The 22,040-nt window shown below is 61.6% G+C and carries 20 protein-coding genes; 7 read left to right on the top strand and 13 right to left on the bottom strand.

Features of this window, described 5'->3' with window-relative positions; translation table 11 throughout:
* Positions 1 to 37: 37 nt before the first annotated feature.
* The 10 genes from PanNE5_RS15515 to PanNE5_RS15470 all read right to left on the bottom strand — a co-directional run bounded on the left by PanNE5_RS15515 (position 38) and on the right by PanNE5_RS15470 (position 10,263).
* A complete protein-coding gene (locus PanNE5_RS15515; RefSeq protein ID WP_083902174.1) occupies positions 38 to 790 on the bottom strand; it encodes a GntR family transcriptional regulator in 753 nt (250 codons plus the stop codon).
* A gap of 18 nt (positions 791 to 808) precedes the next feature.
* The gene (locus PanNE5_RS15510) at positions 809 to 1,819 is read right to left on the bottom strand and encodes an asparaginase (RefSeq protein ID WP_017231955.1); all 1,011 of its coding nucleotides are present in this window, start codon (positions 1,817 to 1,819) and stop codon (positions 809 to 811) included.
* Positions 1,820 to 2,089: 270 nt separating this feature from the next.
* Entirely contained in the window at positions 2,090 to 2,239 is a 150-nt protein-coding gene (locus PanNE5_RS15505; RefSeq protein ID WP_017231954.1) for a hypothetical protein, read from the bottom strand.
* 118 nt (positions 2,240 to 2,357) lie between these two features.
* On the bottom strand, positions 2,358 to 3,683 hold the full coding sequence (locus tag PanNE5_RS15500; protein ID WP_017231953.1) for an MFS transporter: 1,326 nt from the start codon (positions 3,681 to 3,683) through the stop codon (positions 2,358 to 2,360).
* 148 nt (positions 3,684 to 3,831) lie between these two features.
* Entirely contained in the window at positions 3,832 to 5,112 is a 1,281-nt protein-coding gene (locus PanNE5_RS15495; RefSeq protein ID WP_261938325.1) for an MFS transporter, read from the bottom strand.
* Positions 5,109 to 6,155, bottom strand: a complete 1,047-nt coding sequence (locus PanNE5_RS15490; protein WP_017231951.1) for an amidohydrolase family protein — start codon at positions 6,153 to 6,155, stop codon at positions 5,109 to 5,111. The genes PanNE5_RS15495 and PanNE5_RS15490 overlap by 4 nt, the downstream gene beginning before the upstream one ends.
* Before the next feature lie 13 nt (positions 6,156 to 6,168).
* Positions 6,169 to 7,587, bottom strand: coding sequence for an MFS transporter (locus PanNE5_RS15485; protein ID WP_017231950.1), 1,419 nt, complete (start codon positions 7,585 to 7,587; stop codon positions 6,169 to 6,171).
* A 77-nt stretch (positions 7,588 to 7,664) separates the two neighbouring features.
* Positions 7,665 to 8,594 carry an SMP-30/gluconolactonase/LRE family protein gene (locus PanNE5_RS15480; RefSeq protein ID WP_017231949.1) on the bottom strand — a complete coding sequence of 310 codons (930 nt, stop codon included), beginning with the start codon at positions 8,592 to 8,594 and terminating at the stop codon, positions 7,665 to 7,667.
* A gap of 23 nt (positions 8,595 to 8,617) precedes the next feature.
* Positions 8,618 to 9,565 (bottom strand): NAD(P)-dependent oxidoreductase, encoded by a 948-nt coding sequence (locus PanNE5_RS15475; RefSeq protein WP_261938324.1) that lies wholly within the window; start codon positions 9,563 to 9,565, stop codon positions 8,618 to 8,620.
* Positions 9,565 to 10,263 carry an RraA family protein gene (locus tag PanNE5_RS15470; RefSeq protein ID WP_017231947.1) on the bottom strand — a complete coding sequence of 233 codons (699 nt, stop codon included), beginning with the start codon at positions 10,261 to 10,263 and terminating at the stop codon, positions 9,565 to 9,567. Before PanNE5_RS15470 ends, PanNE5_RS15475 begins: the two co-directional genes overlap by 1 nt.
* A 161-nt stretch (positions 10,264 to 10,424) precedes the next feature.
* Between PanNE5_RS15470 and PanNE5_RS15465 the strand changes: the two genes are divergently transcribed.
* The 3 genes from PanNE5_RS15465 (at position 10,425) to PanNE5_RS15455 (ending at position 12,090) form a co-directional block, all read left to right on the top strand.
* Complete coding sequence (locus PanNE5_RS15465) at positions 10,425 to 11,135, top strand: IclR family transcriptional regulator (protein WP_017231946.1); 711 nt, start codon at positions 10,425 to 10,427, stop codon at positions 11,133 to 11,135.
* A gap of 317 nt (positions 11,136 to 11,452) precedes the next feature.
* A complete protein-coding gene (locus PanNE5_RS15460; RefSeq protein ID WP_017231945.1) occupies positions 11,453 to 11,656 on the top strand; it encodes a cold-shock protein in 204 nt (67 codons plus the stop codon).
* A 203-nt stretch (positions 11,657 to 11,859) separates the two neighbouring features.
* Positions 11,860 to 12,090, top strand: coding sequence for a hypothetical protein (locus PanNE5_RS15455; RefSeq protein ID WP_017231944.1), 231 nt, complete (start codon positions 11,860 to 11,862; stop codon positions 12,088 to 12,090).
* 232 nt (positions 12,091 to 12,322) lie between these two features.
* Here PanNE5_RS15455 and PanNE5_RS15450 read toward each other — a convergent pair whose 3' ends face one another.
* Positions 12,323 to 12,979, bottom strand: a complete 657-nt coding sequence (locus tag PanNE5_RS15450; RefSeq protein WP_017231943.1) for a helix-turn-helix domain-containing protein — start codon at positions 12,977 to 12,979, stop codon at positions 12,323 to 12,325.
* A 185-nt stretch (positions 12,980 to 13,164) separates the two neighbouring features.
* Here PanNE5_RS15450 and PanNE5_RS15445 point away from each other — a divergent pair, with 185 nt between their 5' ends.
* Entirely contained in the window at positions 13,165 to 13,518 is a 354-nt protein-coding gene (locus PanNE5_RS15445; RefSeq protein WP_017231942.1) for a RidA family protein, read from the top strand.
* A 147-nt stretch (positions 13,519 to 13,665) separates the two neighbouring features.
* Complete coding sequence (locus PanNE5_RS15440) at positions 13,666 to 14,898, top strand: NAD(P)/FAD-dependent oxidoreductase (RefSeq protein ID WP_261938323.1); 1,233 nt, start codon at positions 13,666 to 13,668, stop codon at positions 14,896 to 14,898.
* A 180-nt stretch (positions 14,899 to 15,078) separates the two neighbouring features.
* Here PanNE5_RS15440 and PanNE5_RS15435 read toward each other — a convergent pair whose 3' ends face one another.
* Both PanNE5_RS15435 and PanNE5_RS15430 read right to left on the bottom strand, forming a co-directional pair.
* Positions 15,079 to 16,536 carry a M81 family metallopeptidase gene (locus tag PanNE5_RS15435; RefSeq protein ID WP_261938322.1) on the bottom strand — a complete coding sequence of 486 codons (1,458 nt, stop codon included), beginning with the start codon at positions 16,534 to 16,536 and terminating at the stop codon, positions 15,079 to 15,081.
* A gap of 124 nt (positions 16,537 to 16,660) precedes the next feature.
* Entirely contained in the window at positions 16,661 to 17,731 is a 1,071-nt protein-coding gene (locus PanNE5_RS15430) for an ATP-binding protein (protein ID WP_261938321.1), read from the bottom strand.
* A gap of 288 nt (positions 17,732 to 18,019) precedes the next feature.
* Between PanNE5_RS15430 and PanNE5_RS15425 the strand changes: the two genes are divergently transcribed.
* Both PanNE5_RS15425 and PanNE5_RS15420 read left to right on the top strand, forming a co-directional pair.
* Entirely contained in the window at positions 18,020 to 20,338 is a 2,319-nt protein-coding gene (locus tag PanNE5_RS15425; protein ID WP_083902173.1) for a TonB-dependent receptor, read from the top strand.
* A 30-nt stretch (positions 20,339 to 20,368) separates the two neighbouring features.
* Positions 20,369 to 22,003 (top strand): serine hydrolase domain-containing protein, encoded by a 1,635-nt coding sequence (locus tag PanNE5_RS15420; RefSeq protein ID WP_261938320.1) that lies wholly within the window; start codon positions 20,369 to 20,371, stop codon positions 22,001 to 22,003.
* Positions 22,004 to 22,040: the final 37 nt, after the last annotated feature.

The following is a 22,040-nucleotide window of genomic DNA, read 5'->3' as shown; positions in this document are numbered from 1 at the left end:
CGCCACTTTCGTCACATGAAGGTCCCACCGGCGACCGTCACTCGCTGGCCGCCTCGGCCTCAGTCTGCTCGATGGCCTCGACGATGATGCGCAGCGTGGCGTCGAGGTGTGATTGCATGTGCCGCCGGGCCGCATCCACGTCGCGGGCGCGGTACTCGTCGAGCATCGTCTGGTGTTCCCCATTGCTCACGTCGACATGCGCGGGACGCATATGGAGCGACAACGCAATGTAGGGGCCCGACGCATCGCGCAGGGTCTTGATCAGGTGCGCCAGTCGGGAGTTGTCCTGCGACGCCCATAGCGCCGCGTGAAACGCCTGGTTCAGTTCGGTCCATTTGGCGACGTCCGACGTCGCGAGCATCTCGGTGTGCAGCGCCTGGGCGTTGGCGATGTCCCCCTCCCGAAGCGTGGCCATCGCTTGCTCGACCATCATCGGTTCGAGCGTTTTGCGCAGACGGTACAGCTCGTTGACGTCGTCGATCGTAAGACCGCGTACCACGGCACCACGGTGAACGTCGAAAAACACGAGCCCCTCGGACACCAGCGTGCGCAGCGCTTCGCGCACAGGCGTCGTCGACATCTCCAGACGCCGCGCGAGATCGTCCTGCCGAAGCCGGTCGCCCGCCTTCAACTTGCCTTGCAGAATCTCAGCACGCAACGTCTCGATGGCATATTGGTAGGCCGTGAGCCGGCGACGGCCTGACGTGCCGGAGACGCTCGATGCGCTCGATGCGCTCGATAGGCTCGGTGTGCCGGACACGCTGGCCGATGCAGAAGGCGTGCTTTTCAAAGGAGTGCCGTGTGTGGATTATCGACGCGCGAGTGTACTCCAGTTAGCCAGCGCTTCCCCAACGGCGCCGGGCGCAACGCCCGACGCGATGAGCGCCGCCACCAGAAGCCGGGCCTTGAGCGCCGAGAGCCAACCGGCCATGTGCGCGCCGCGCCGAACCAGGTCGATTTCAGCACCGACATACCCATAGGTTTCACACGCCGTCGGCCCGCTCGCCGCGCGACTGGCGACCACCACCGGCACTTGCTCGGCCAGCGCACCGATGCGCTGCGCGAATCCAAAGGAGACGTGTCCCGCGCCCTGCCCGGCAATCACGACGGCCTCGTAGCCGCCCTTCACCGCCAGCTCCGCCAGTTCGCCGTCATCGCCCAGCACGGCTGCCACCAGCGCGACCTTCGGCCACGCACGCATGGGTCGCGTAAGGGCGTGCGGGCGCGCCTGGCGTGCATGAAAGAACGCTGGGCCGCCTTCGACGAGACGTGCGGCGACGCCGCCGTCGCGCGACACAAACGCCTGCACCGCGAGCGAATCGCCCTTGCTGACCCACCGCGCGTAATGCGCCGTGTCGTTCATCACGACGAGCACGCCGCGTTCGACGCTCTCGGGATGCACCGCTACCCTGACGGCCGCCAGCAGATTCGCAGGACCGTCCGCGCCTGCGGCCTGCGGCGCGCGCATCGCCCCCGTGAGAATCAGCGGCGCGGGCAGTGTCCAGAACAAATCCAGCAGGAAGGCCGTTTCCTCGAGCGTGTCGGTGCCCTGCGTAAGCACGACGCCCACTGCCCCTGCCGCGACCTGTTGCTCGGCCCAGGCGAGCGCCTCCATCAGGTCGTCATAGCGCAGCGACGCGCTCGGCAGTTGTCGAAGCGATGCCGTCGTGATCATCGCCACGTCGGACAATCCGGGCACCGAGCGGGCCAGTTGCGCGGCGTCAAGCGTGGGGACGACGCCACCGGCGGCGTCTGAGGGGGTCATGCTGATCGTGCCGCCAAGCGAGGCGACGGCAACCACGGGAAGCGAATTGGGCATCGGGGATCGGTATCTGATTTCAGTCGATATGCATTATGCATTATGCATTATATATAATCGACACTCGTCGGCATGCTGTCAGCCAGATACGGCTATTCGTTGATGTTTGTCGCGACTGCGGTGGCGACTGCGGTGGGCGCGTGTTGGCGATGCTGTGCCGGTGCGGTCAAGGGCTGGACCGGAAGGGGGGCGGCGCGATGCCAGGACGCATCGGCCTGATTCGACGTGAAGCGCTCGCCCACCGATGCGGGGGCGGGCGCTTCACGCCATTTAGCAGTTGCCCTTCTTCGCCTGTCCCGGCGGACAGAAGCCATTCCCCGGGCCGCCACGCCCGCCATAACCGCCATCGTCAGGAAGATAGACGGCGCAACTTGCCAGCAGGACCGTGGTAGCGACGAGCAGAAAGGAGAGCTTGCGCATTGGGGGGTATCTCCGAATGATGTGTCGTCATTCTACCCGTGACCTGTCTCGCAAGCCCGCGCGTGACGGGGACTGCTCCGTCACGCGAACCGATAACGCCGATGTCCGTGCGTCAGGCTCAAGCCACCTCGGCCTTTCCGGTCAGTTGTGTTTCATCGCCCTTGCGCGTCAGCAACAGCAGCGTCGTCACGCTGATGAGGGTCAACACGGCGAGCGGCATCAGCGCGAGCGAATAGCTGCCCGTCGCGGCCTTCACCCATCCGTAGACATTCACCATCAATCCGCCGCCAAGCAGGTTGGCGATGGCGTTGACGGTGGCAAGACCGGCCGCAACCGCACTGTTCGAAAGCATGTCGGTCGCCAGTGCCCAGAACGGGCCTTTGAACGAGTACGCACCGACCAACACCGCGCAGAGCATACCGAGCGTCGGCACCAGCGTTCCGCTCAACGAAGTGCCAAACAACCCGAGACCGATCAGCAGCATCGGCACGACCGTATGCCAACGGCGTTCGCCGAGCCGGTCCGAACGGCGGCCCCAATACACCATCAGCACGGATGAGAGCGCGTAAGGCACGGAGTTCAGCAGGCCGGTCTGCATGACGGTGAGGCCGAACGATTTCAGCAACTGCGGCTGCCAGACGGACAACGTGCTGCCCGCCGCCGAGGCACAGGTGTCGACGAGTGCCAGGCACAGCACGTAACGGTTGCGGAAGAGCTTCGTCAACGGCATCGACAAGACCTTCTTTGGCGCCTTGTGCTCGGCGGCGAGCGTGCTCGCGAGCCATGTCCGCTCGTCCTCATTTAGCCATTTCGCGTCTTTCGGCTTGTTGGCCAGGAGGAACAGGCAGGCAATGCCCAGCAGGATCGTGGGCACACCCTCGAGAATAAAGAGCCAGTGCCAACCGCGCAGACCGGCGATACCGTCCATCTGAAGCAGTAGCGCGGAAATCGGCGAACCGATGAAACTTGCTGCCGGAATGGCGACCATGAACGTTGCCACGATACGCGCGCGATACGACGCCGGAATCCAGTACGAGAGGTACAGCAGGACCCCCGGGAAGAAGCCGGCTTCGGCCGCACCCAGCAGGAATCGAAGAACGTAGAAACTCGTCGCGTTGTGCACCAACGCCATCGCCGCCGACACAATGCCCCACGTGATCATGATGCGAGCGATCCAGAGTCGCGCGCCATACTTCTGAAGCGCGAGATTGCTCGGCACTTCACAGAAGAAGTAGGAGATGAAGAACAGGCTGCTACCGAATCCGAACACGCGCGCCGACATGCCAAGATCGTGATTCATCTGGAGCGAGGCCATGCCGACGTTGCCTCGGTCGATGAAGGCGAGCAGGTAACACACCATCAAGAACGGGACGAGACGCCACACGACCTTCCGTACGGTCTCGCGCTCGATGGCGGATTGCTCCCTAACACCCGTGAGTTGCATCGTTGTCTCCCAATTTATTGTGCACCGGAGCGCTATTGTCTGAGTCGTTGCGTGGCGATAGCGGACACGCCCGCGGCGGCCAGTACGGTGTCCCATACGGCAGCCATCGCCGCGATGGGTGTCCCCACGCCTGGCGCGTCCGACGCCGTTATGAAAGCGTCGTTCCGCGGGTTTCCGGCGCGAAGAAGACGACGATCGCAGCGGCGATGAAGGCGACGATCGTCGTGGACAGCCCAAGGACAAAGCCGCCCGACGTCGACGCTAGCGCGCCGATGACCAGCGGTGCGATGAAGCCACCAAGTCGTCCGCCGTTGTAGGCGAGTCCCATGAAGAAACCGCGCTTCGCGGTGTTTCCGATGATTTCTGCGAGGAACGGCCCGGCGCCGGCAAAAATCCCGTTGACGCTGAACCCCGTGAGGAATATCGCCGCCATGAGCAGCATCGCGTTCGACGACAGGATGTACACGAGCACAGCCCCCGCGCCCACCAGCAGATAGGCCAGGAACATCGGACGGCGACCAAGGCGGTCGACAAAGGCCGAGAACAGCAGGAACCCCGTGATGGCGCCGAACTGAAGCGCGAGCACAAACTTCAAGCTATGCACGAAGTCGATGTGTTTCACCGTGACGAGGAATGTCGGCGTCCAGGTGAACACACCCCAGTAGAGGTATTGCAGGAAGAAGATGAACGTGAACGCGAGCAGAAGACCGCGAACGTTGAGCTTCTCGTCGCCCGCCTGGGTGCCACTCGCGGGCGTTGCGCTCGCCTGCCGCCGCTCGAGCCAGATGGGCGACTCAGGCGTCTTGCGTGCCACCCAGAAGAGGATGAAGAACGGCAGCGCGCCAATCAGGAAAAGCAGACGCCAACCGCTGTCGACAAGACCGCCGTACGCGGCGCTCACGATGCCGGAAATCGCAATCGCGAGAATGGCGCCGATGGGCAGCCCCATCTGCATAAGCGCCCCACCCTTGCCGCGACGGCTCGCATGCCAGGTCTCTGCAATGAGGGCTGCGCCGGCAGTCCATGTCCCGCCCATGCCCAACGCCCCGAAAAAGCGCAGCGTCGCAAACCAATGCTCGTTGGGCGCGAACGCCAGCAAGCCGGAAAACAGTGAGTAGATGCCAATGCACAGCAGCGCCGTGCGCACGCGGCCCAAGCGGTCGGAGACGTAGCCGAAGAGAATGCCGCCGACGATCTGCCCGGCCGCCGTGATGCTGGTGAACAGGCCGAGCTGCGCCTTGCTCAATCCAAACTGAAGGGCCAGCGTCGGCAGCAAAAGCGAGAGCAGGAACGAGTCGTAGCTCTCGAACGTCCATCCCAGGCCAGCCAGCGAGAGCGAGCGCCATTCGCCCTTGGTGATCGCCTTGTAGCCGCTCGCGTGTCCCGTATCGGTGAGGCTTGCCTCGGAGAGGCTTGCACTAGTCTTCATTCTTTGTCTCCTGACATATCCAAGCGATAAACTGACGCGGCCGTGCGGCTGAACAGCGCCGCCTTTTCATCGGCCGACATCGCACTCGCCAATCTTTTGAAGGCATTCCACAGAACGCCGTAGCTGAACATCCCCTTGTCGACGGGGAAATTGCTCTCGAACAGGCAGCGGTTCGCACCGAAGAGGTCGAGGCAGGTGTCGAAATACGGCCGCCATGCGGCGGCGAGCATGTCGGACGACGGGGGCAATTCGTTTGCGGCAAACCCGAAACCGAACACGCTCAGGCCCGCACCACCCAACTTGATCACGGTGTTCGGCAGACTGGCCAGTCGCGCCAGCCCGCGCGTCCAGCGCGCCCAAACGTCCTCTGCGGTGTTGGCGTGAGGCCCAACGCCCAGGGGGCCGCCAAAGTGATCGATGACGACAGTCACCTCCGGTGCACTCAGCGCCAGCGCATACAGCTGATCGAGTTGCGTGTGATAAACCCAGGCATCGAGCGACAGGCCGTACTTCGCGAGGGTTCGCACGCCCTGCTGAAACGCCGGGTTTTCCATGAGGTCGCGCGGCGGCGTGACGGGACTGGAACTGACCGCAGGACTCTCGTGCCACGCGAGCGGATTGCGAATCCCGCGCAGCCTGCCCCCGGACACCTGCAGCATGGCCTCGAGTACGCCCTCCAGATCCCACCCCAGCGTCAGGTCCGCGCCCCCGACGATGGCCTGGCAGACCCTCGTCGGCCCGTAAGCCCCACTGGCGAACATGGCCGCGACACCGTTGGCGAACTCGACTTCTCCGAGCGGTTTCATCGGCTCCGGACCATCGCGTCGGAGCATCGATCGACACTGGACATAGACCGTCGACACAATGCGGTGCCCGCTCGCGACATCCTTGCCGAATTCATCGGCGAGATACCGCCCGGTTTGACGGTCCCAGAGATGGTGATGCGCGTCGACGATGGGCAGCGCCGGTTCGAGCGCGGCTTCTTCGCGCAAGGCCAGCCACGCTTCGCGAACCGTCAGGTGAGGCGCATGGACAATTTGCATGGCGCGGTCCCCGTCAGCCGTTCGAGCGCATGCCGTTTGCGGCGTCGACCGGATCGTGTCCGGGATCGGACACCGCTTCGCCTGCGTTCGCCCCGGGGTCGGCCAGCCATGCCGTGGTCAGTGCGCCCACCAGCAAGAAGGCCGACACAGCAATCAACGGTGCGGTGAAGCCGCCCGAGAACTGCTTGAGCGCACCGATCATCGAGGGTCCGACAAACCCACCGAGATTGCCGACCGAGACGATCAGCGCGAGGCCACCGGCGGCGGCGCGTCCTGTGAGGAAGCCAGACGGAATGGCCCAGTAAGTCGCCTGGAACGCGAGAATGCCGCTCACGGTAAAGCTCAGCGCAATCAGCTTGAGCACCGGCGCGTCGACGAACGTGCTGATGCAAAGCGCCACCGCCGCGACGCCCAGGGCGCCAGCGACATACGGAATGCGGTGCTTCGCACGATTCGCGACGCGCGCCCACACGATCATGACGACCGCACCGATGGCGTACGGAATCGCGGTCAGCCAGCCCACCACCGAGTGCGCAACGCCAAACTGCTTGATGATCTGCGGCATCCAGAGGCCGACACCCAGCGACCCCACGATGCCGCAGAAGTTGATGAACGCCAGCACGTAGACTCGCCAGTTCGTCATGGCGTCACGCAGGCTGCTGCCATGCTTGGTCCCGATGTCGCGCTGCTCGTGCGCGATGCGCCGCTCCAGGAGCGTTCGCTCGGCCTGCGTCAGCCACTTCGCTTTCGCCGGCCGGTCGGCCAGCACGAAGAGGCAAACCACACCGAGGACCACCGCTGGCAGGCCTTCCATGAGCAGCAGCCATTGCCAACTGCGCAGACCGTGCAGGCCGCCCAGTTGCAGCAACGCCCCCGAAATTGGCGAGCCGATCATGTTCGCGACGGGAATGCCGACGAGGAACGCGGCGGTGACCTTCGCGCGCCATTTCCCCGGGAACCAGTGCGTGAAATAGAGATAAATGCCGGGCGTGAAGCCCGCTTCGGCGAGGCCGAGAAGAAAGCGCGCGGCCGCGAAGCTCTTGGGGCCGACGACGAAGGCCGTGGCCATCGAGAACAAGCCCCAGGTAATCATGATGCGCGCGATCCACACGCGCGCGCCGACCTTCTGCATGATGAGATTGCTGGGGATTTCGAAGAGGAAATACCCGATGAAGAACAACCCTGCGCCAAGGCCAAACTGTTCTGCGGTCAGCCCCAGATCCTTGTTCATCGTTAACGCGGCGAAGCCGACGTTGGTTCTGTCGAGGTAGCTCACGACATAGCAGAGAAAGATGAAAGGCAGAATCCGCCAGAACGCCTTGGCAAGCGTTCGCTCGCTCGCGGCATACTCGTCGCTCGCGAAGTGCTGACTGTGCGGCGTGTCGCACCCGGTGGCGGCGGGCGCGGCGGTGATGGTTTGCGAAAGGGTCATGCTTGCTCCTCCACCGCACTACTTATGGTGCGATATCGATATAGGGGGCACCGGGCAGACCACCCGGTGATCAAACGTCAGGACTTCGTCTTCGCCTGTTTGGGCAACGGCCCGGGAATCGTCATCTCGGCTTTCAGCACGGTGCCCGTGACCGACTCCGTCATGAACAGCGTTTGCATGTCGGGGCCACCGAAGCACAGATTCGTGAGCGACGCCCCTTCCGGGCTAATGAGTATGACCTCCGGCTCGGCGCGGTGGTTGAGCCCCCATGCGCGACCGAGGCCCGGATTCGCGATAAAGAGCCGCCCGTTGACGTCGACCGTCAGGCCATCAGGCCCACTGGGGCCGTAAGAGGTGAAGAACTGGCCGACCTTGCTGACCGAGCCGTCGGACTGCAATGGCACACGCCAGACGCAGTTGCCCCGCGTCATGGCGACGAAGAGGACCTTTTCGTCCGGCGAGAGCACCAGCCCGTTGGGGCTCGGGCACTGGCTCAGCAGCGTGTCCAGCTTGCCGTCTGGCGAGAGGCGATAGACGCGGCCCGTGGGGTCGTGCAGACCGGTCTGTCCCTGATCGGTGAAGTACAGGTTGCCGCGCGAATCGAAGGTGAGATCATTCACACCGCGAAAGCGCTCGGTATTGCGACGCTCGAGGTACGGACGAACCTCACCGCGCGCGATATCGAGCAGCATCAGGCCGTTGCGATAGTCGGTAATGAGCAGATGCGCGTCGTCGAAACGCTTCATCCCATTCGGTTCACCGTCGTACTGCACGACGAGATCCCATTCGCCCGAGGACGAAATACGGAAAATGCGCCCGTGCGGAATGTCGGTCACGAACAGGTAGCCGGCCGGATCCCAGACGGGTCCTTCCAGGAACGAGTCGGTGGCCATGCCGCCGCGATTCGCTAGCGCCCAGTCGGTCTGGACATCGGGCTTGCGGAACCGCACCGGCATGCGCGTGAAGACTTCCGCTTCGCGCACTTCGGGTGTTGTGAGAAAGAACATGCTCTGCCCTCCGGATTCGAACGCTAGGCGGCGTCGCGCGCCTGTGCGTTGAAGACGGCAAGCACGTTGGCGGCAGCGCCCTTCCCCATGTTCACGTAGGCCGCGTCGCTCACGCCGCCGATGTGCGGGGACAAGATGACGTTGGGAATGCCCTGGAACAGATGGGGCATGGTCATCGGCTCGACATCGAAACTATCGAGACCCGCCGCACGCAGTTGCCCGCTGGCGAGTGCCTGCGCGAGCGCCGCTTCGTCGATGAGGCCACCGCGCGCCGTGTTGACGAGAATGGCACCCGGCTTGAAGCAGCTGAGCGTTTCGCGGTTGAGCATCTGGCGGTTCTCAGCGGTGAGCGGACAGTGCAGCGACACGACGTCCGACGCCGCATACAGCGCCTCGAGCGACACGAGCTTGACGCCTTGCGGTGCCTCTTTCGCATACGGGTCGAACGCCACGACCGTCATCCCGAATGACAAGCCCACGGCGGCGACCCTGCGCCCAATGGCCCCCAAGCCCACGAGACCGAGCGTGCGGCCCTCCAGTTCGACCGACTTGTGCGTGGCCTTGTCCCAATGGCCAGCTCGCAGGCGAGCGTCCAGATGGGGGACCGCCTTGGCGCAAGCGAGGATGAGCGCCCAGGCATGCTCGGCGACGGCGGCGGCGTTCGCCCCGACGGCGGCCAGCACGGCGATACCCCGCTCCTTTGCCGCCGCTTGGTCGATGACGTCTATGCCGCTGCCGTGCTTGGAGATCACGCGCAGATTCGCTGCCGCGTCCATGATCCGGGCGTTGATCTTCCCGTAGCGCACGATGATGGCAACGGGCTTGTGGTGTTCACACAGGGCGACGATGTCGTCTTCCGTGGGCTGCTTGCCCGCGAAGATCAGCTCGAAGGCATCGAGCATGGCGATGGCTTCGGGGGCGAGGTCAGCGGCGGTGACCAGCAGAACCGGCTTTTGCGTCACGGCAGTCATTACAGCGTCTCACCTTCGGCCAGCATGCCGGCGGCCCGCAATTCCTTCTCGACCCACGCCGGACGCAACTGCTCGCCGCGCAGAATGCCGTCGATGCGCGCCGTTTCTGCTTCGAGCTTCTTTTGCGCCAGATCGATGATGCGCGCCACGTCCTGCCGTGCAATGACGACGACGCCATCGGCATCGCCGACCACGAGGTCACCAGGATTCACCGCGGTGCCGCCCAGCGAGATGGGCGAGTTCACCAGGCCGGCCACGCTCTTGGTCGGGCCGCACGGATTCAGGCCTGCCGAGAAAATCGGGTAGTCGCCGTTGGCGAGTTCGTGCGCGTCGCGCACGGCAGCGTCGATGATGATGCCCGCGATGCCGGTCGCCTTTGCCTGAGTGGCCATGATTTCTCCCAGCAGCGCGCAGCTCACGTCGCCCTTGCCGTCGACCACGATGACGTCGCCCGGCTGGGCGATCGCCAACGCGGCATGGATAGCCAGATTATCGCCCTGGCGGACTTCGACAGTAATGGCCGGACCCGCGACTTTCATCTTGGGGGACAGCGGTTTCACCCGCCCGTGCACCGTGCCGCGACGGCCAGCGACGTCGGCAAGAATGGCGGCCTGATACTTGGCTGCCGCCTCGACAAGTTCGGGCGAGACGCGCTCGATGTTTCGTTGGATGGAAGTGCCTGCGGGAGTCGTGCTCATAATTTGACCTCAAATGATGCGCTGTACGATGTACAGAGCTAATGTACAGAGTGAAATAACTATAAGACAGGCGACGCATGACCGGCACTAGCGTTTACCCTTTTACTGGGTAAATTGTCGCTGTACCATGTAAAATGGCATCTATTTGACAGGGGAACGGGATGGGGAACGACGGGGTCGCCGCAGTCGAGAAAGCGCTATCGCTGCTCGACTGTTTCAAGCCGGGTGCGGAATCGCATTCTCTCGGTACGCTTTCGCAGGCGACCGGGATGCACAAGACGACCGTGTACCGACTGATGAACTCGCTTGAACGAATGGGCTATGTGGTGCGCTCGTCATCGGGCAACTATGCGCTCGGCCATCGACTGCTATATCTGGGCAAGCTGTTCGAGCAATCGTTTCACCTGTCGACGGTGGTCGAGCCGGTGTTGTTTGATCTGGCTGCGCTGGCGAAGGAAAGCGCATCGTACTACGTGCACGAGAATGGCAACCGGCTTTGCCTGTTCCGGGTTGAGCCGTCCGAGGGGCTGCGCGAGACGCGCCTTCCGGGCACGTCGCTGCCGCTGGACGACACGGCCATCGGCCAGGTCATTCGGTTCTGGGGGTTGAACGAGCCGCTGTACGAGCAACCGCCGACGATCCCCATCTTCACGTCGGGTGCGCGCGACGTGCATACCGCGGCGTTTGCGACGCCGGTGTTCGGTACCGATGACAAGTTCATGGCGGCACTCACGCTCTCCGGTCCGGCCTCGAGACTGAATGCTGCGCATGAATCCGGCGAGCTGGTGGTCCCGCAATTGCGCGCCGCGGCCGATTTGTCGCGGAAGCTCGGGGCGAGTGCCGCGTTTTGCGAGCGGTTCTACGGCGTATGAGCGCGGTGGGACGTGGGATCCTTGTTGACGCCGGCAGCGCAATCAAATGCGCGTGTGTGGTGCCGGTGGATGCCCGCCCCCCCTTTCTGGCGCACGACTTACGCAAAACAATGTATTGCCCAATAGCGAGAGCGGATAACGATATGCTTTGACATTCCCGATCCGCCCCTGTATTGTGGGCCTCGAAATATTCAAGAAGCTCGATTGCTGATCACCATTTTCCGCCTTGTCTGCGCGGTACTCGTTGTCCTCTCCTCTTCCTTGAAGTTTTTGTCGCTCCGCGGTGGAGCTGTATTTTTTTATTTCAAGGATTCAATATGGATACCGGTACTGTTAAGTGGTTCAACGATAGCAAGGGCTTTGGCTTCATTACTCCTGACGCTGGCGGCGATGATCTCTTCGCTCACTTCTCGGAAGTTCGCGGCGATGGATTCAAGACGCTCGCGGAGAACCAGAAGGTAAGCTACGAGACGAAGCGTGGCCCGAAGGGCATGCAAGCCTCGAATATCACCCCGCTGTAACGTATTTCAAGGGCCGGTCTTCCGGCCCTTTGCTTGTCTGCCTCACGCGCGCGCTTCCTCGCGCAGCGACGCTCCCCCCCGATCCGATCGCCACACCTCAACGCGCGCATCGTTTGTCGTTTAGACACAATCCGTCTCCCCCCAACTTTCAAATTGTCTTGCTTGTATGGCGCGAATGCCATGTGTGCGCTCGACAATCGCTAATGCAAAATATCGAACATCACCACCAATACAACGGCTACTCAATTTCCCCATCCGCGCACCAACTATCGGACGGCTGGTTTGCGGCCAACCTCGTGCTCGTCAGAGGCGGCCCCCTGGACGCCGATCCGGTTTCGTACAATTTCTACGCGCTCGACTATTTCGACAACGAAACGCAGGCGCTGGGACACGCCACCACGTGGGCGCGCGACTGGGTCGACAATCGCGGCTAGACCGCATTTCGATTTCGCAGCGGATTGAGTCAAAAAGCAAAAAGCCCTTGACGCCACCGTCGCGGGCTCACTGACTTCGTTTCACCGCCTGGATACCCGAGCACTCAGAAGTCCCAGATGATCGGCACCCGACGATAGGCGTCCACAAAAACGTGGAGATCCACCGGAAAAGGTTCGCTCAGTCCGGCCGGCGTGTCCGATTCAACAACGGGTGGCGAGTCCCTGGCGACCCTCATCGCGAGCGCGACATTGCGGGTGGAACATGCATGTCTACACAGCAGACGATGGCGTCGACGCCAGCATCGTGCTCGCTCAGATAGACGTGCCCCACGCCACTGTCGAAATAAAGACTATCGCCTGGCGCCAGCCGAAATTCGCTGCCATTTTCAAACTGCAGCAACAAACTGCCTGACAAAACAAACACGAACTCTTCGCCCGCGTGGCGAATATAGTCAGGAAAATCTTCCAGCTTGCGCGCGCGAATGTGTGCACGCATCGGCACCATGCGCTTATTGGCAAGGTCGGAAGCGATCATGCCATAGCGATAGTTGGGGGTCTCGTATATCGTTTGCTTTCCCGCTTCAGTGAACGATGGACTCATCCCTGCGCTGAGTTCGGCGTTGCCATGCCCGAAGATGGCCGAGTAATCCAGGCCGAGTGCACGGGCAAGCGCGCCAAACTTGTCGTAGGTGAGCGCAATGTCGCCGCGCTCCGCCTTTGAGATGGTCGATACAGCGACGCCTGAGCGCTCGCTCAACGTCTTGAGTGTCAGCCCGTTCTCCTTGCGCGCGCTTCGCAGCCGGGCGCCCACCGTTTCATGACTGACCTGGCCGTCGTCGCGCTTCTGCTTGCCTGACGACGCAGGCTTCTTTGGTGTAGATGGCGTCATAGGACTTTCACTGAGCGTGTACGGTCCAGACAATACGAACCGAACACATGAAACCGATTGCGTTGATTTTTTGACATTTTCTCGTATACGAGAACTTAAATTCTCATATATGATAACCGGAACAGTCACGGACGCCTTGCGTCTGCGTTGACCGACGCATTGTCATTCTTCTCCGAGCCCAAAAAATGAACAAAGAAATCACACGTTTGCATACCAATGTCCGCATGAGTCAGGTGGTCATTGCGGGGGGTGTCGTATATCTGGCCGGGCAAGTGCCGATGACGCAATACGCCACGATTCCCGAGCAGACGAACGAAGTCTTGACGCAAATCGATGGGCTACTCGCCGAGGCGGGCATCGACAAAACACGTCTTCTGACGGCGAACATCTGGCTTTCCGATGCTCGTTATTTTGACGAATTCAACCGCGTATGGGACGCCTGGATTCCGCAGGGACATGCACCAACGCGCGCGTGTGTTCAATCGCTGTTGATGAGAGCCGGCTTCGACGTGGAAGTTGCCGTGACGGCGTTGGCCTAGGCCGTGCGACATTTGCCAGGCGACATCCACGATTTGGCGTTCACGACGCCATTGCGAATCGGTTGACCTATTCAAACCGTCCACTGTGGCATTGCGACGCGACCACGCGGCTAGCCACAGCAATGGGATAACGACAGTGTCTCCATCATGAAATTCGATGTTCTCGTACTCGGCGCCGGGATCGTCGGCGTCTCGACGGCTATCCATTTGCAGAGTCGTGGCCTTTCGACCGCGCTCGTCGACCGCAGCACGCCCGGTCGGGAAACGTCATTTGGCAACGCCGGATTGATACAGCGTGAAGGCGTGTATCCGTACGCGTTTCCTCGCGACATCGGAACGCTGCTTCACTATGCGCGGAATCAATCCACGGATGTGCGTTATCACCCGTCGGCGCTGCCGAGCATCGCCCCATTTCTCGCACGATATTGGCATCACTCCGCGCCGCAACGCCATGCCCGCATCGCCCGTCAATACAGCACACTGATCGAGCATTGCTTGACCGAGCACCAGGCACTCATCAAACGTGCGGGTGCGGATGATCTGCTACGCGAAGGCGGGTGGCTAAAGGTCTTCCATCGGCGTGATGCGTTCGACGCAGCGCTTCTCGATGTCGAGCGCTGGCAACGTGAGTACGGCGTACCGTTTGAGCGACTCGATGCAGCGCAACTTCAGAAGGATGAGCCGTCGCTCTCGGCAACGCTCATCGGCGCCATTCGCCATACGGCTTCGAGTTCGATTCGCGATCCCGGCGAATTGGTTGCCCGCTACGCGCAGTACTTCACAGCGATAGGTGGGCAGATCATGCGCGGTGATGCGACCACGTTGAAGCCCCATTGGCGCGTACAGACCCTCGAGGGGGAAATCGAAGGTCGGCACGCCGTCGTGGCCATGGGGCCTTGGTCCGACACGATTACGCGTGCGCTGGGTTACCGGCTGCCGCTGGCGGTCAAGCGCGGCTATCACCGGCACTTCCTGCCCGACATCGGTACAAAACTGAATCAGCCGGTATTGGATGCCGAGAGCGGCTTTTTGCTGGCACCGATGAACCAGGGAATTCGTCTGACAACGGGCGTCGAACTTGCGTTACGCGATGCACCGCGGACGCCCGTTCAGCTAGCGGCCGTTGAACCTCTGGCGAGACGGCTGTTCCCGCTGGGAAAAGCGGTTGAATCCGAGCCATGGATGGGTTGTCGACCGTGCACGCCCGATATGCTGCCGATCATCGGCCCGGCCCCCCGGCATCGGGATCTTTGGTTCGCCTTCGGTCACGCGCATCACGGTCTGACGCTCGGCCCCGTGACCGGGCGTCTGATTGCCGAGATGCTCACTGGCGCGCCGACGTTGGTCGACCCTTCTCCATTTCGTGCCGATCGCTTCTGACTCGGTATCGCTTCGCCGCCCCACTCGAGATGTGCCGCCGCCAGGCGGCACATCAGTCGAAAAAAAGCCCTTCCAGAAGAAGGGCAAACTTTGCCGGAGTTTTGGCGATTCCCGGCAAAATATTGGGTCAACCTACGCGTGATCGATTGGATTGATCTGTGGCGTCGCGGCGCCACCCGATCAGACGAACGGATTTTCGACGCGAGGCCAGTACTCGAGGCTACGGCGTCGATAGGGGAGTTTTGCGAAATCGGGGGTCAGTGCGCCAGGGGCTGCAACGTGAAGAATCGCTTTTGCCCGGGGGGCAAATTCGGCATGGAAGTGCTGTGTCGACTTCACGATCACAAGTCGCTTCGCGTCCATCGCAACGCCTATGCCGGTGAATGCGTCCACACCAATGACTTGGGTTCGTACGGAAACGAGCACGATGTCCAATCCGTTTGGCCCTTCAACCCAGACCGAACGGCCCAGTGGAATCGACATGCCGCCAAGGCTCTGCGAATGCGTATCATGCACGGCTCGAACGGTGACGCGCAGGTCAATGGGGTCGCCTGAAGCGGCACCGCATTTGCCACCGACGCGAAGATCCAGCGTGGCGCCGACGCCGGCGTCCGCGCAGATTTGAATGGCCCCCAAATCCCACAAGCAACCCAGGGCAACATCGGAAATGCATCGCTCGACGACTCGCCGAAGGATGAAGGTGCTATCGCCAGGGGCGCCACCACCGGGGTTGTCGGCAACATCTGCCAGGACGACCGGACCGAGGCCGACGGCCAAGGCGGCGTCGAGCCCTTGATCCAGGTCATACCATTTGGGCTGGACGTCATGTCGCATTGCCCAGAATTCACTCCCGAGTTGCTTCGCCAACGCACCGGCGCGCGCCGGGTCACCGTCCGCAATCACCCAAAGCTTTGCGCCGGCCTCGGGGACATCGCCCCAGGGGAATCCATGGCCCAGCGACACAGAGAGAATGCCGTCGCGCCCCTCGAACGACTGCATTCGTCGCACAAAGCCGGCCATGGGTTCCGATGTGGTGTGCCAAGCGCCCACCATCCGGCAATCGTGCACGGCGGTTACCGGGGTGACCTCCCCCTCGGCGGCTTGTGTGACAAGTCGATAAACTTCACGCAATCGGTCGATCGCATCGGTATGCGGATACTCTTTATAGGCGATAAGAATGTTGGCCGCGCACTGCATCAGCTCAGTGAAGTGGCAATGCGGATCAAGCGTCGCGGCAATCGGTACCTCGGGGCCGACAACTTCACGAATGCACGCGAGCAGGTCGCCTTCGCAGTCGTCATGATTCTGCGCCACCATGGCACCGTGGAGCATGAGGACGACAGCGTCGAGCGGTAGCGCTGCGCGCACACCGGCGACGATCTCGTCACGCAGCGTTTCATAGACCTCTCGAATGACGGGGCCCGACGGCTGCGCCTCGGCGCTGAGCCCTTCGGCGATTTCGTTTCCGTCCGAACGGGCGAGTCGCCGAAGTTCCGCCATCAGATAGCCCACGCCTTCCGGCGCGCGAATGCTGGCGTCGCCCCGGAAAATCCCATTTTCCTGAAATCCCCCCCACCCGGTGGGGCACGGCGCGAAGGTGTTGGTTTCTGTAGCGAGTTGTGCCGCGAAAATCTTCATGGTGAGTCCAGATGTGTGAAGAAGCGTGTCCTTCACACTGTATTTGGACCTCGTTGCCTGATTGTGAGCAGTGTGTATCCACATTGACACAGAAGCGGGTGCATTGTCTGCGAAGCGCTCGCGGCTATCGCCTTGGCAACACGACGCGTGCAATCAGCCCAACGTCGCTGCCATTGAGCAATGTCAACGTGCCTCCATGTCGCTTGACGACATCGTTTGCAATGGCCAGCCCAAGTCCGGTACCACCGGTTTCCCGATTACGGGATTGTTCGAGTCGAAAGAACGGCTCCAGCACCCGTTCGAGATCTCGTTCCGGGATGCCGGGCCCGCGATCGACGATGTTGATCTGCACTTGCTCATCGCCATCGACCAATTGAATATGCGCTTCGCTTCCATAGCGAATCGCATTGGCGACCAGATTGGTCAGGCAACGTTTCAACGCCAAGGGCTGCGCAAGCATAGGCGCGATCGCCCCGTGAACGGAGACCTTCTGCCCACGCTCCATCGCGTCTTCCGCGATGGCATCCATGAGCGCGTCGATGTCAATTGGACTGAACGCTTCGGTCACGGCCTCATTGCGTAGAAACGAGAGCGTTGCGTCGAGCAACTGCGTCATTTCGTCGATATCGGCAACCAATCGATCGCTGAACTCCGAGGGCTCAAGCGTCCGTAGCCGCAGACGCATTCGCGTAAGCGGCGTGCGCAGATCATGCGAGACGGCGGCAAGGAAGCGATTGCGATCGTTGACCTGGCGCCGTATGGCCGCCTGCATCGAGTTGAAAACACGAGCCGCCTGCCGCGCTTCAATCGGGCCCGCTTCCGGGATCGGTGGCGCGTCCATATTGCGAGACAAGGCTGCGGCCCCTGCGGCCAGCGACTTGAACGGTACCGACAGCATTCGCGCACCGACCCAGGAAGAGAAGAGCAGCGGAACGATCTGCACGGCAGCGGCGATGCTCAACTGCAGTCCGGTCGACATGCCGGGGGGCGCCTTGAACGCCGCTGCGGAGTACACCGTGTACATCAATATCGCGGTGCCAGCCTGTGTCAGCGCCACCATGACGAGCATGACAAACAGTAGCCGATAGAACGCGGAATCGAACGATGGCTTTTGCATGATGGTTGCGGCGGGTGCCGTGAAAGAAAACGCGAACATGGTCGCTATTATCCGGCGCCTATGTAGCCGCTTCGTCAACAGATTGTTTCAGGACGGAAACATCCGGGAGGGATCACCGCTCACCTGGATTGTGCAGCAATGGAAAGCCACGGCCGGTGGGTCTATGTTTCACGCGAGATACAAAGTCCACATGAACCAGAAATATCGCACAAATAACGTTGAAGCCAGAGCTAAGACTCGAATCAGCGTGGACATCCCTCGCTACACGATCCATACCGCGAAGGCGATTGTGACGGCCGACGTGCGGAAATCTCGAAGGAGACGACAGTGGCAATCAGACAGCATCGCAGGCAAACCGCAGTCACTATGCGCCGATTCAGGCTTAGGCCGAGCGGGGGCACCTGGTTGGTGGGTTCACTGCTGGGGCTTGCGTCAGCCTATGGACATGCGCAAACGGTCGCACTGCCCAGTGCGGCTTCGGCGGTGAGTGCCGAGGCCGAGAGCGCCAAATCATCGGCTGACACTAATGCCGGAACGAACGGCAACGCGCAAACCATGACGCCAGCGTCAGGCAAAGACGGCGCGACACTCAACACTGTGGTGGTGACCGCAACACGTCGCCGTGAACCCGCGCGCGAAGTGCCTATGCAGATCAATGTCATTTCGGCTGACGCATTGCAGAAGAGCGGCGCGAAAACGATGTCTGATTATCTTTCGTCGGAACCTGGGGTGGACCTCAATTCCCAAGGCGGAAGCGGCGCCGGACAGATCAGCATGCGCGGCGTGACGACCGGGGAGCAAACCGGTCCGACCGTGGGTGTCTATGTCGATGACGTCGCCTTCGGTGGGAGCACGGTCTTCTCGCAAGGCGCGACGTTCGCGCTGGACATGAGCCTGCTCGATCTGAATCACATCGAAGTGCTGCGTGGGCCGCAGGGCACGCTATACGGCGCAGGGGCGATGGGCGGATTGCTGAAGTACGTCACCAACGAGCCGGATACGGAGGAATTCTCCGGCCAGGCGAGCGCGGGAATGTCGGCAACCAAGCACGGCGGTATTGGCAATACTGCCAGCGCGGTTCTGAATATTCCCATCAAGAACGATGTGGCTGCCGTGCGCGTTTCGGCTTTCAGCCAACACGACGCAGGTTACGTCGATGCCATCGGACCGCAGGCGGGTAGCCGAATCGACAGAGGCGATACCTACGGCGCGCGCGCGTCGTTGCTCTTGACGCCGACGAGTCAGTTCACCGTGCGTCTGAGCGCGATCACGCAAAACATCAATCGAAACGCCCCCAATTACGTTGCATACGACAAGAGCGGCCAACCCGTCGATGGCGATCTGACAACGCGAATTTATGCGCCGGAACCGTTCCATCAAAACGTCGAACTTTACTCGCTCGGCTTGGAGTACGACTTCGGATGGTCGCGCTTCAACTCGATCACATCGTATCAGTCGGTGAAGACAGACCAGCCTCAGGATCTGTCAGTGGTCTACGTGCCGGCGCTGGCCGCGCAAGGGCTCAATCTGAACTCGGTTGTCGCGATGAACCTGGCGACAACGAACAAGGTGACGCAGGAATTTCGCATGACGTCACCCGCGAACCGCCGTCTTGAATGGCTCGGGGGGCTTTTCTTTACCCGAGAGCGCAGTGAGGCGGATCAGGGCATTGTGGGTGCATTTGCCGACGGGACCACGCCTTCGCTCTCTGCACTGACGGCGCCCAGCACCTATACCGAATACGCCGCATATGGAGATCTGACCTATCACGTGACACAGCGTCTGGCGCTCACGGGCGGTATTCGCATCGCCCACAACCAACAGAGTTACAACCAAAGCACATCGGGCCTTCTGGGCGGACCGCCTCAATCGATTTCCGCACCGTCGTCCGATACCAGCAAGACCTACATGCTGACCGCCAGCTATGGATTGACCGATAACAGCAACGTCTACGTCCGCGCGGCAAGCGGCTATCGACCGGGCGGGCCGAACGCGCTGCTCGTCAGTCCCATCACGGGGCGCCCCGGCAATGGGAGTGCGACGTTTCAGCCCGATACGCTTTGGACCTATGAGGCAGGCTACAAGGCAGATTTGTTCGATAAGCGGCTTTCGTTGTCTGCAACCGCCTATGACATCGAGTGGAAAAACATCCAGCAGCTTGGCGCTCTGGAAGGTGTCAATCAGGTGATCAATGCGGGGGACGCGCGCATCAAAGGGTTCGAGTTGGCAAGTAGCTTCCGTCCCGATCGGCATTGGGATTTTGGTGCGGGGTTTTCCTACATCGACGCCAAGTTGACGCAGGGAAATGCTGCCACCGGGACGCAATCGGGTGATCCCCTGCCGAACTCCGCGAAGTTCTCGGCCACGCTAACTGGGACGTACCACTTTTCGCTCGGCACGTATGCCTCATACGTGGGTATTGCGCAACGATTCGTCGGCCGTCGCCACGCAGGGTTCGGCACCAGCAACGGACGGCCGGATTATCCGCTCCCTGGCTATGCAGTGACCGACCTCCTGGCGGGGATCGACTTCGGCAAGGCGAGTCTGAACTTCTACGTGCGCAATCTGTTTGACCGCCGCGCCCTTCTGGCCGCGGGGACTGCGTTGATGCCGCTTGGCGGGCCGGCACTGGTCAGCGTGGAACGGCCGCGCACGATCGGCGCGGTGCTCACCGTTCCGTTCTGATACGCGTTAGTGACTATTGGAGAACTTCAAATGACTTTGCAGCAGAAAGACTTGCACGCTCGCCTCGACGCGCATCTGGCGCGGTTCAATCGGAGCGACGCGCCGGGCCTCGTGGTCGGGGTCGCCCGTGAAGGACGGGCACTGTTCCGCAAGGGGTTCGGCATGACGAGCCTCGAACATGGCGTCGCCAACACGCCGGCGACCCGGATGCGGATTGGCTCGACCAGCAAGCATTTCACTTGCCTTGCCGCCCTGCTTCTTGCCGAGGACGGCAAGTTGGATATCGATGCGGGTGTTCGCACGTATATGCCGGAACTGCCCGAGTTGGCGGGTGAACCCACGCTGCGCCAGTTGATGACACATACCAGTGGATATCGATGCTATCTGGACCTGTCGGTGATGACGCAAGGGGTTTCCATGACTGCGCGAGGCACGCCGCTGGCGGTTGAGCTGCGTCAGCGGGATGTCAATTTCCCCCCGGGGGAGCGCATGATTTATTGCAACGGGGGCTACCACCTTCTGTCGCAGATCATCGGGCGCGTCAGTGGCATGCCGTTCGAACAGTTTCTTGACCAGCGGATCTTCCGCGTCATGGGCATGCATGACACGGAATCGGTCAGTGACGACTTGCGAATCCGGCCACGCATGGCCACACAGCATGTTCCCGACGGCGCTGGCGGGTATTTGCGCGGATTGTTTCCCAGTGTCGACGTGTTGGGTGAAGGCGGTATCGTCTCCACGATCGACGATATGTTGAAGTGGGCCAGGCATCTTCGTGATCCCGTCAGACTCGGACGTCCGGAAACTTGGCGTGAGATGCTGACGATGCCGCAATATTCCAGCGGGGAATTCGGCATCTACGCGTTGGGGTTGATGCGCACACGGTACCGCAACGTCGAAACCATTCATCACGCAGGCGGGGTTTTCGGTGGAACGAGCCAGATGTTGACGGTTCCCTCGCACGCCCTGGATATCGTCCTGATGAGCAACGGCGCGCCTGTCGATCCCGCTGCGTTGGCGACCGAGATCGTCGATATCGTCCTTGGCGATGACGTGCTCGGTCCGCCGCGACAAGCCCCCGCACCGACTTCGGAAAACCCCGGATTACTCGGGAAATATCTGTCCGTGGCCCCCCTTCAGTTTGTGGAGATCGTTGAGCGGGACGAGCGATTGCACGCTGTGACGCATAACCAGTCACACCATCCCCAGCCGCTTATCTCAGCTGAGCGCGAATTCCGTATCGACGACGGTGCGGGTGCGCAGACTCGTGTAGTACCCCACGCGCTTACGGCGGCAGGCGAAGTTCCCGCCATCGATTTCATCGAGAGCGGACATGTCGTTACCCTGAGCCGATACGAAGTGGCCCCGCCGACCGAGGCGTTAGGGATGGATGGGATCTGCGGCCAATACTTCAGTCACGACGCCGACGCCCACGCCAGTCTCTCCCATGAGGCGGGGCTTCTGACGTTGTCCATTCGTGGCGCCACGGGAAATGCACGTTATCACCTGAGTGCGCTTACCCGTGATGTTTGGACCTTCGCGCCTGCCGATGCCTCGGCACTGTCGACCGGCACGGCACTGATTGAGCGTCGTGGCGACGAGGCGACACGCTTTTCCCTGTACACGTCCCGCACGCGGGCTCTGACGTTCTCGCGTATTGGATAACGTTAAAGCGGGGTGGGAACGTCAGTCCCCACCCCTC

Source organism: Pandoraea sp. NE5, from assembly GCF_024363545.1.
Lineage (GTDB): Bacteria > Pseudomonadota > Gammaproteobacteria > Burkholderiales > Burkholderiaceae > Pandoraea > Pandoraea cepalis.
This window is presented reverse-complemented; position numbering and strand designations above follow the sequence as displayed.

Coding starts and splice junctions, on each gene's coding strand:
- PanNE5_RS15470 (WP_017231947.1), bottom strand. CDS start 10,263: ATGAGCACGACTCCCGCAGGCACTTCCATCCAACGAAACATCGAGCGC.
- PanNE5_RS15510 (WP_017231955.1), bottom strand. CDS start 1,819: ATGCCCAATTCGCTTCCCGTGGTTGCCGTCGCCTCGCTTGGCGGCACG.
- PanNE5_RS15440 (WP_261938323.1), top strand. CDS start 13,666: ATGAAATTCGATGTTCTCGTACTCGGCGCCGGGATCGTCGGCGTCTCG.
- PanNE5_RS15425 (WP_083902173.1), top strand. CDS start 18,020: ATGCGCCGATTCAGGCTTAGGCCGAGCGGGGGCACCTGGTTGGTGGGT.
- PanNE5_RS15485 (WP_017231950.1), bottom strand. CDS start 7,587: ATGACCCTTTCGCAAACCATCACCGCCGCGCCCGCCGCCACCGGGTGC.
- PanNE5_RS15455 (WP_017231944.1), top strand. CDS start 11,860: ATGCAAAATATCGAACATCACCACCAATACAACGGCTACTCAATTTCC.
- PanNE5_RS15450 (WP_017231943.1), bottom strand. CDS start 12,979: ATGACGCCATCTACACCAAAGAAGCCTGCGTCGTCAGGCAAGCAGAAG.
- PanNE5_RS15420 (WP_261938320.1), top strand. CDS start 20,369: ATGACTTTGCAGCAGAAAGACTTGCACGCTCGCCTCGACGCGCATCTG.
- PanNE5_RS15465 (WP_017231946.1), top strand. CDS start 10,425: ATGGGGAACGACGGGGTCGCCGCAGTCGAGAAAGCGCTATCGCTGCTC.
- PanNE5_RS15480 (WP_017231949.1), bottom strand. CDS start 8,594: ATGTTCTTTCTCACAACACCCGAAGTGCGCGAAGCGGAAGTCTTCACG.
- PanNE5_RS15475 (WP_261938324.1), bottom strand. CDS start 9,565: ATGACTGCCGTGACGCAAAAGCCGGTTCTGCTGGTCACCGCCGCTGAC.
- PanNE5_RS15435 (WP_261938322.1), bottom strand. CDS start 16,536: ATGAAGATTTTCGCGGCACAACTCGCTACAGAAACCAACACCTTCGCG.
- PanNE5_RS15505 (WP_017231954.1), bottom strand. CDS start 2,239: ATGCGCAAGCTCTCCTTTCTGCTCGTCGCTACCACGGTCCTGCTGGCA.
- PanNE5_RS15460 (WP_017231945.1), top strand. CDS start 11,453: ATGGATACCGGTACTGTTAAGTGGTTCAACGATAGCAAGGGCTTTGGC.
- PanNE5_RS15445 (WP_017231942.1), top strand. CDS start 13,165: ATGAACAAAGAAATCACACGTTTGCATACCAATGTCCGCATGAGTCAG.
- PanNE5_RS15500 (WP_017231953.1), bottom strand. CDS start 3,683: ATGCAACTCACGGGTGTTAGGGAGCAATCCGCCATCGAGCGCGAGACC.
- PanNE5_RS15490 (WP_017231951.1), bottom strand. CDS start 6,155: ATGCAAATTGTCCATGCGCCTCACCTGACGGTTCGCGAAGCGTGGCTG.
- PanNE5_RS15495 (WP_261938325.1), bottom strand. CDS start 5,112: ATGAAGACTAGTGCAAGCCTCTCCGAGGCAAGCCTCACCGATACGGGA.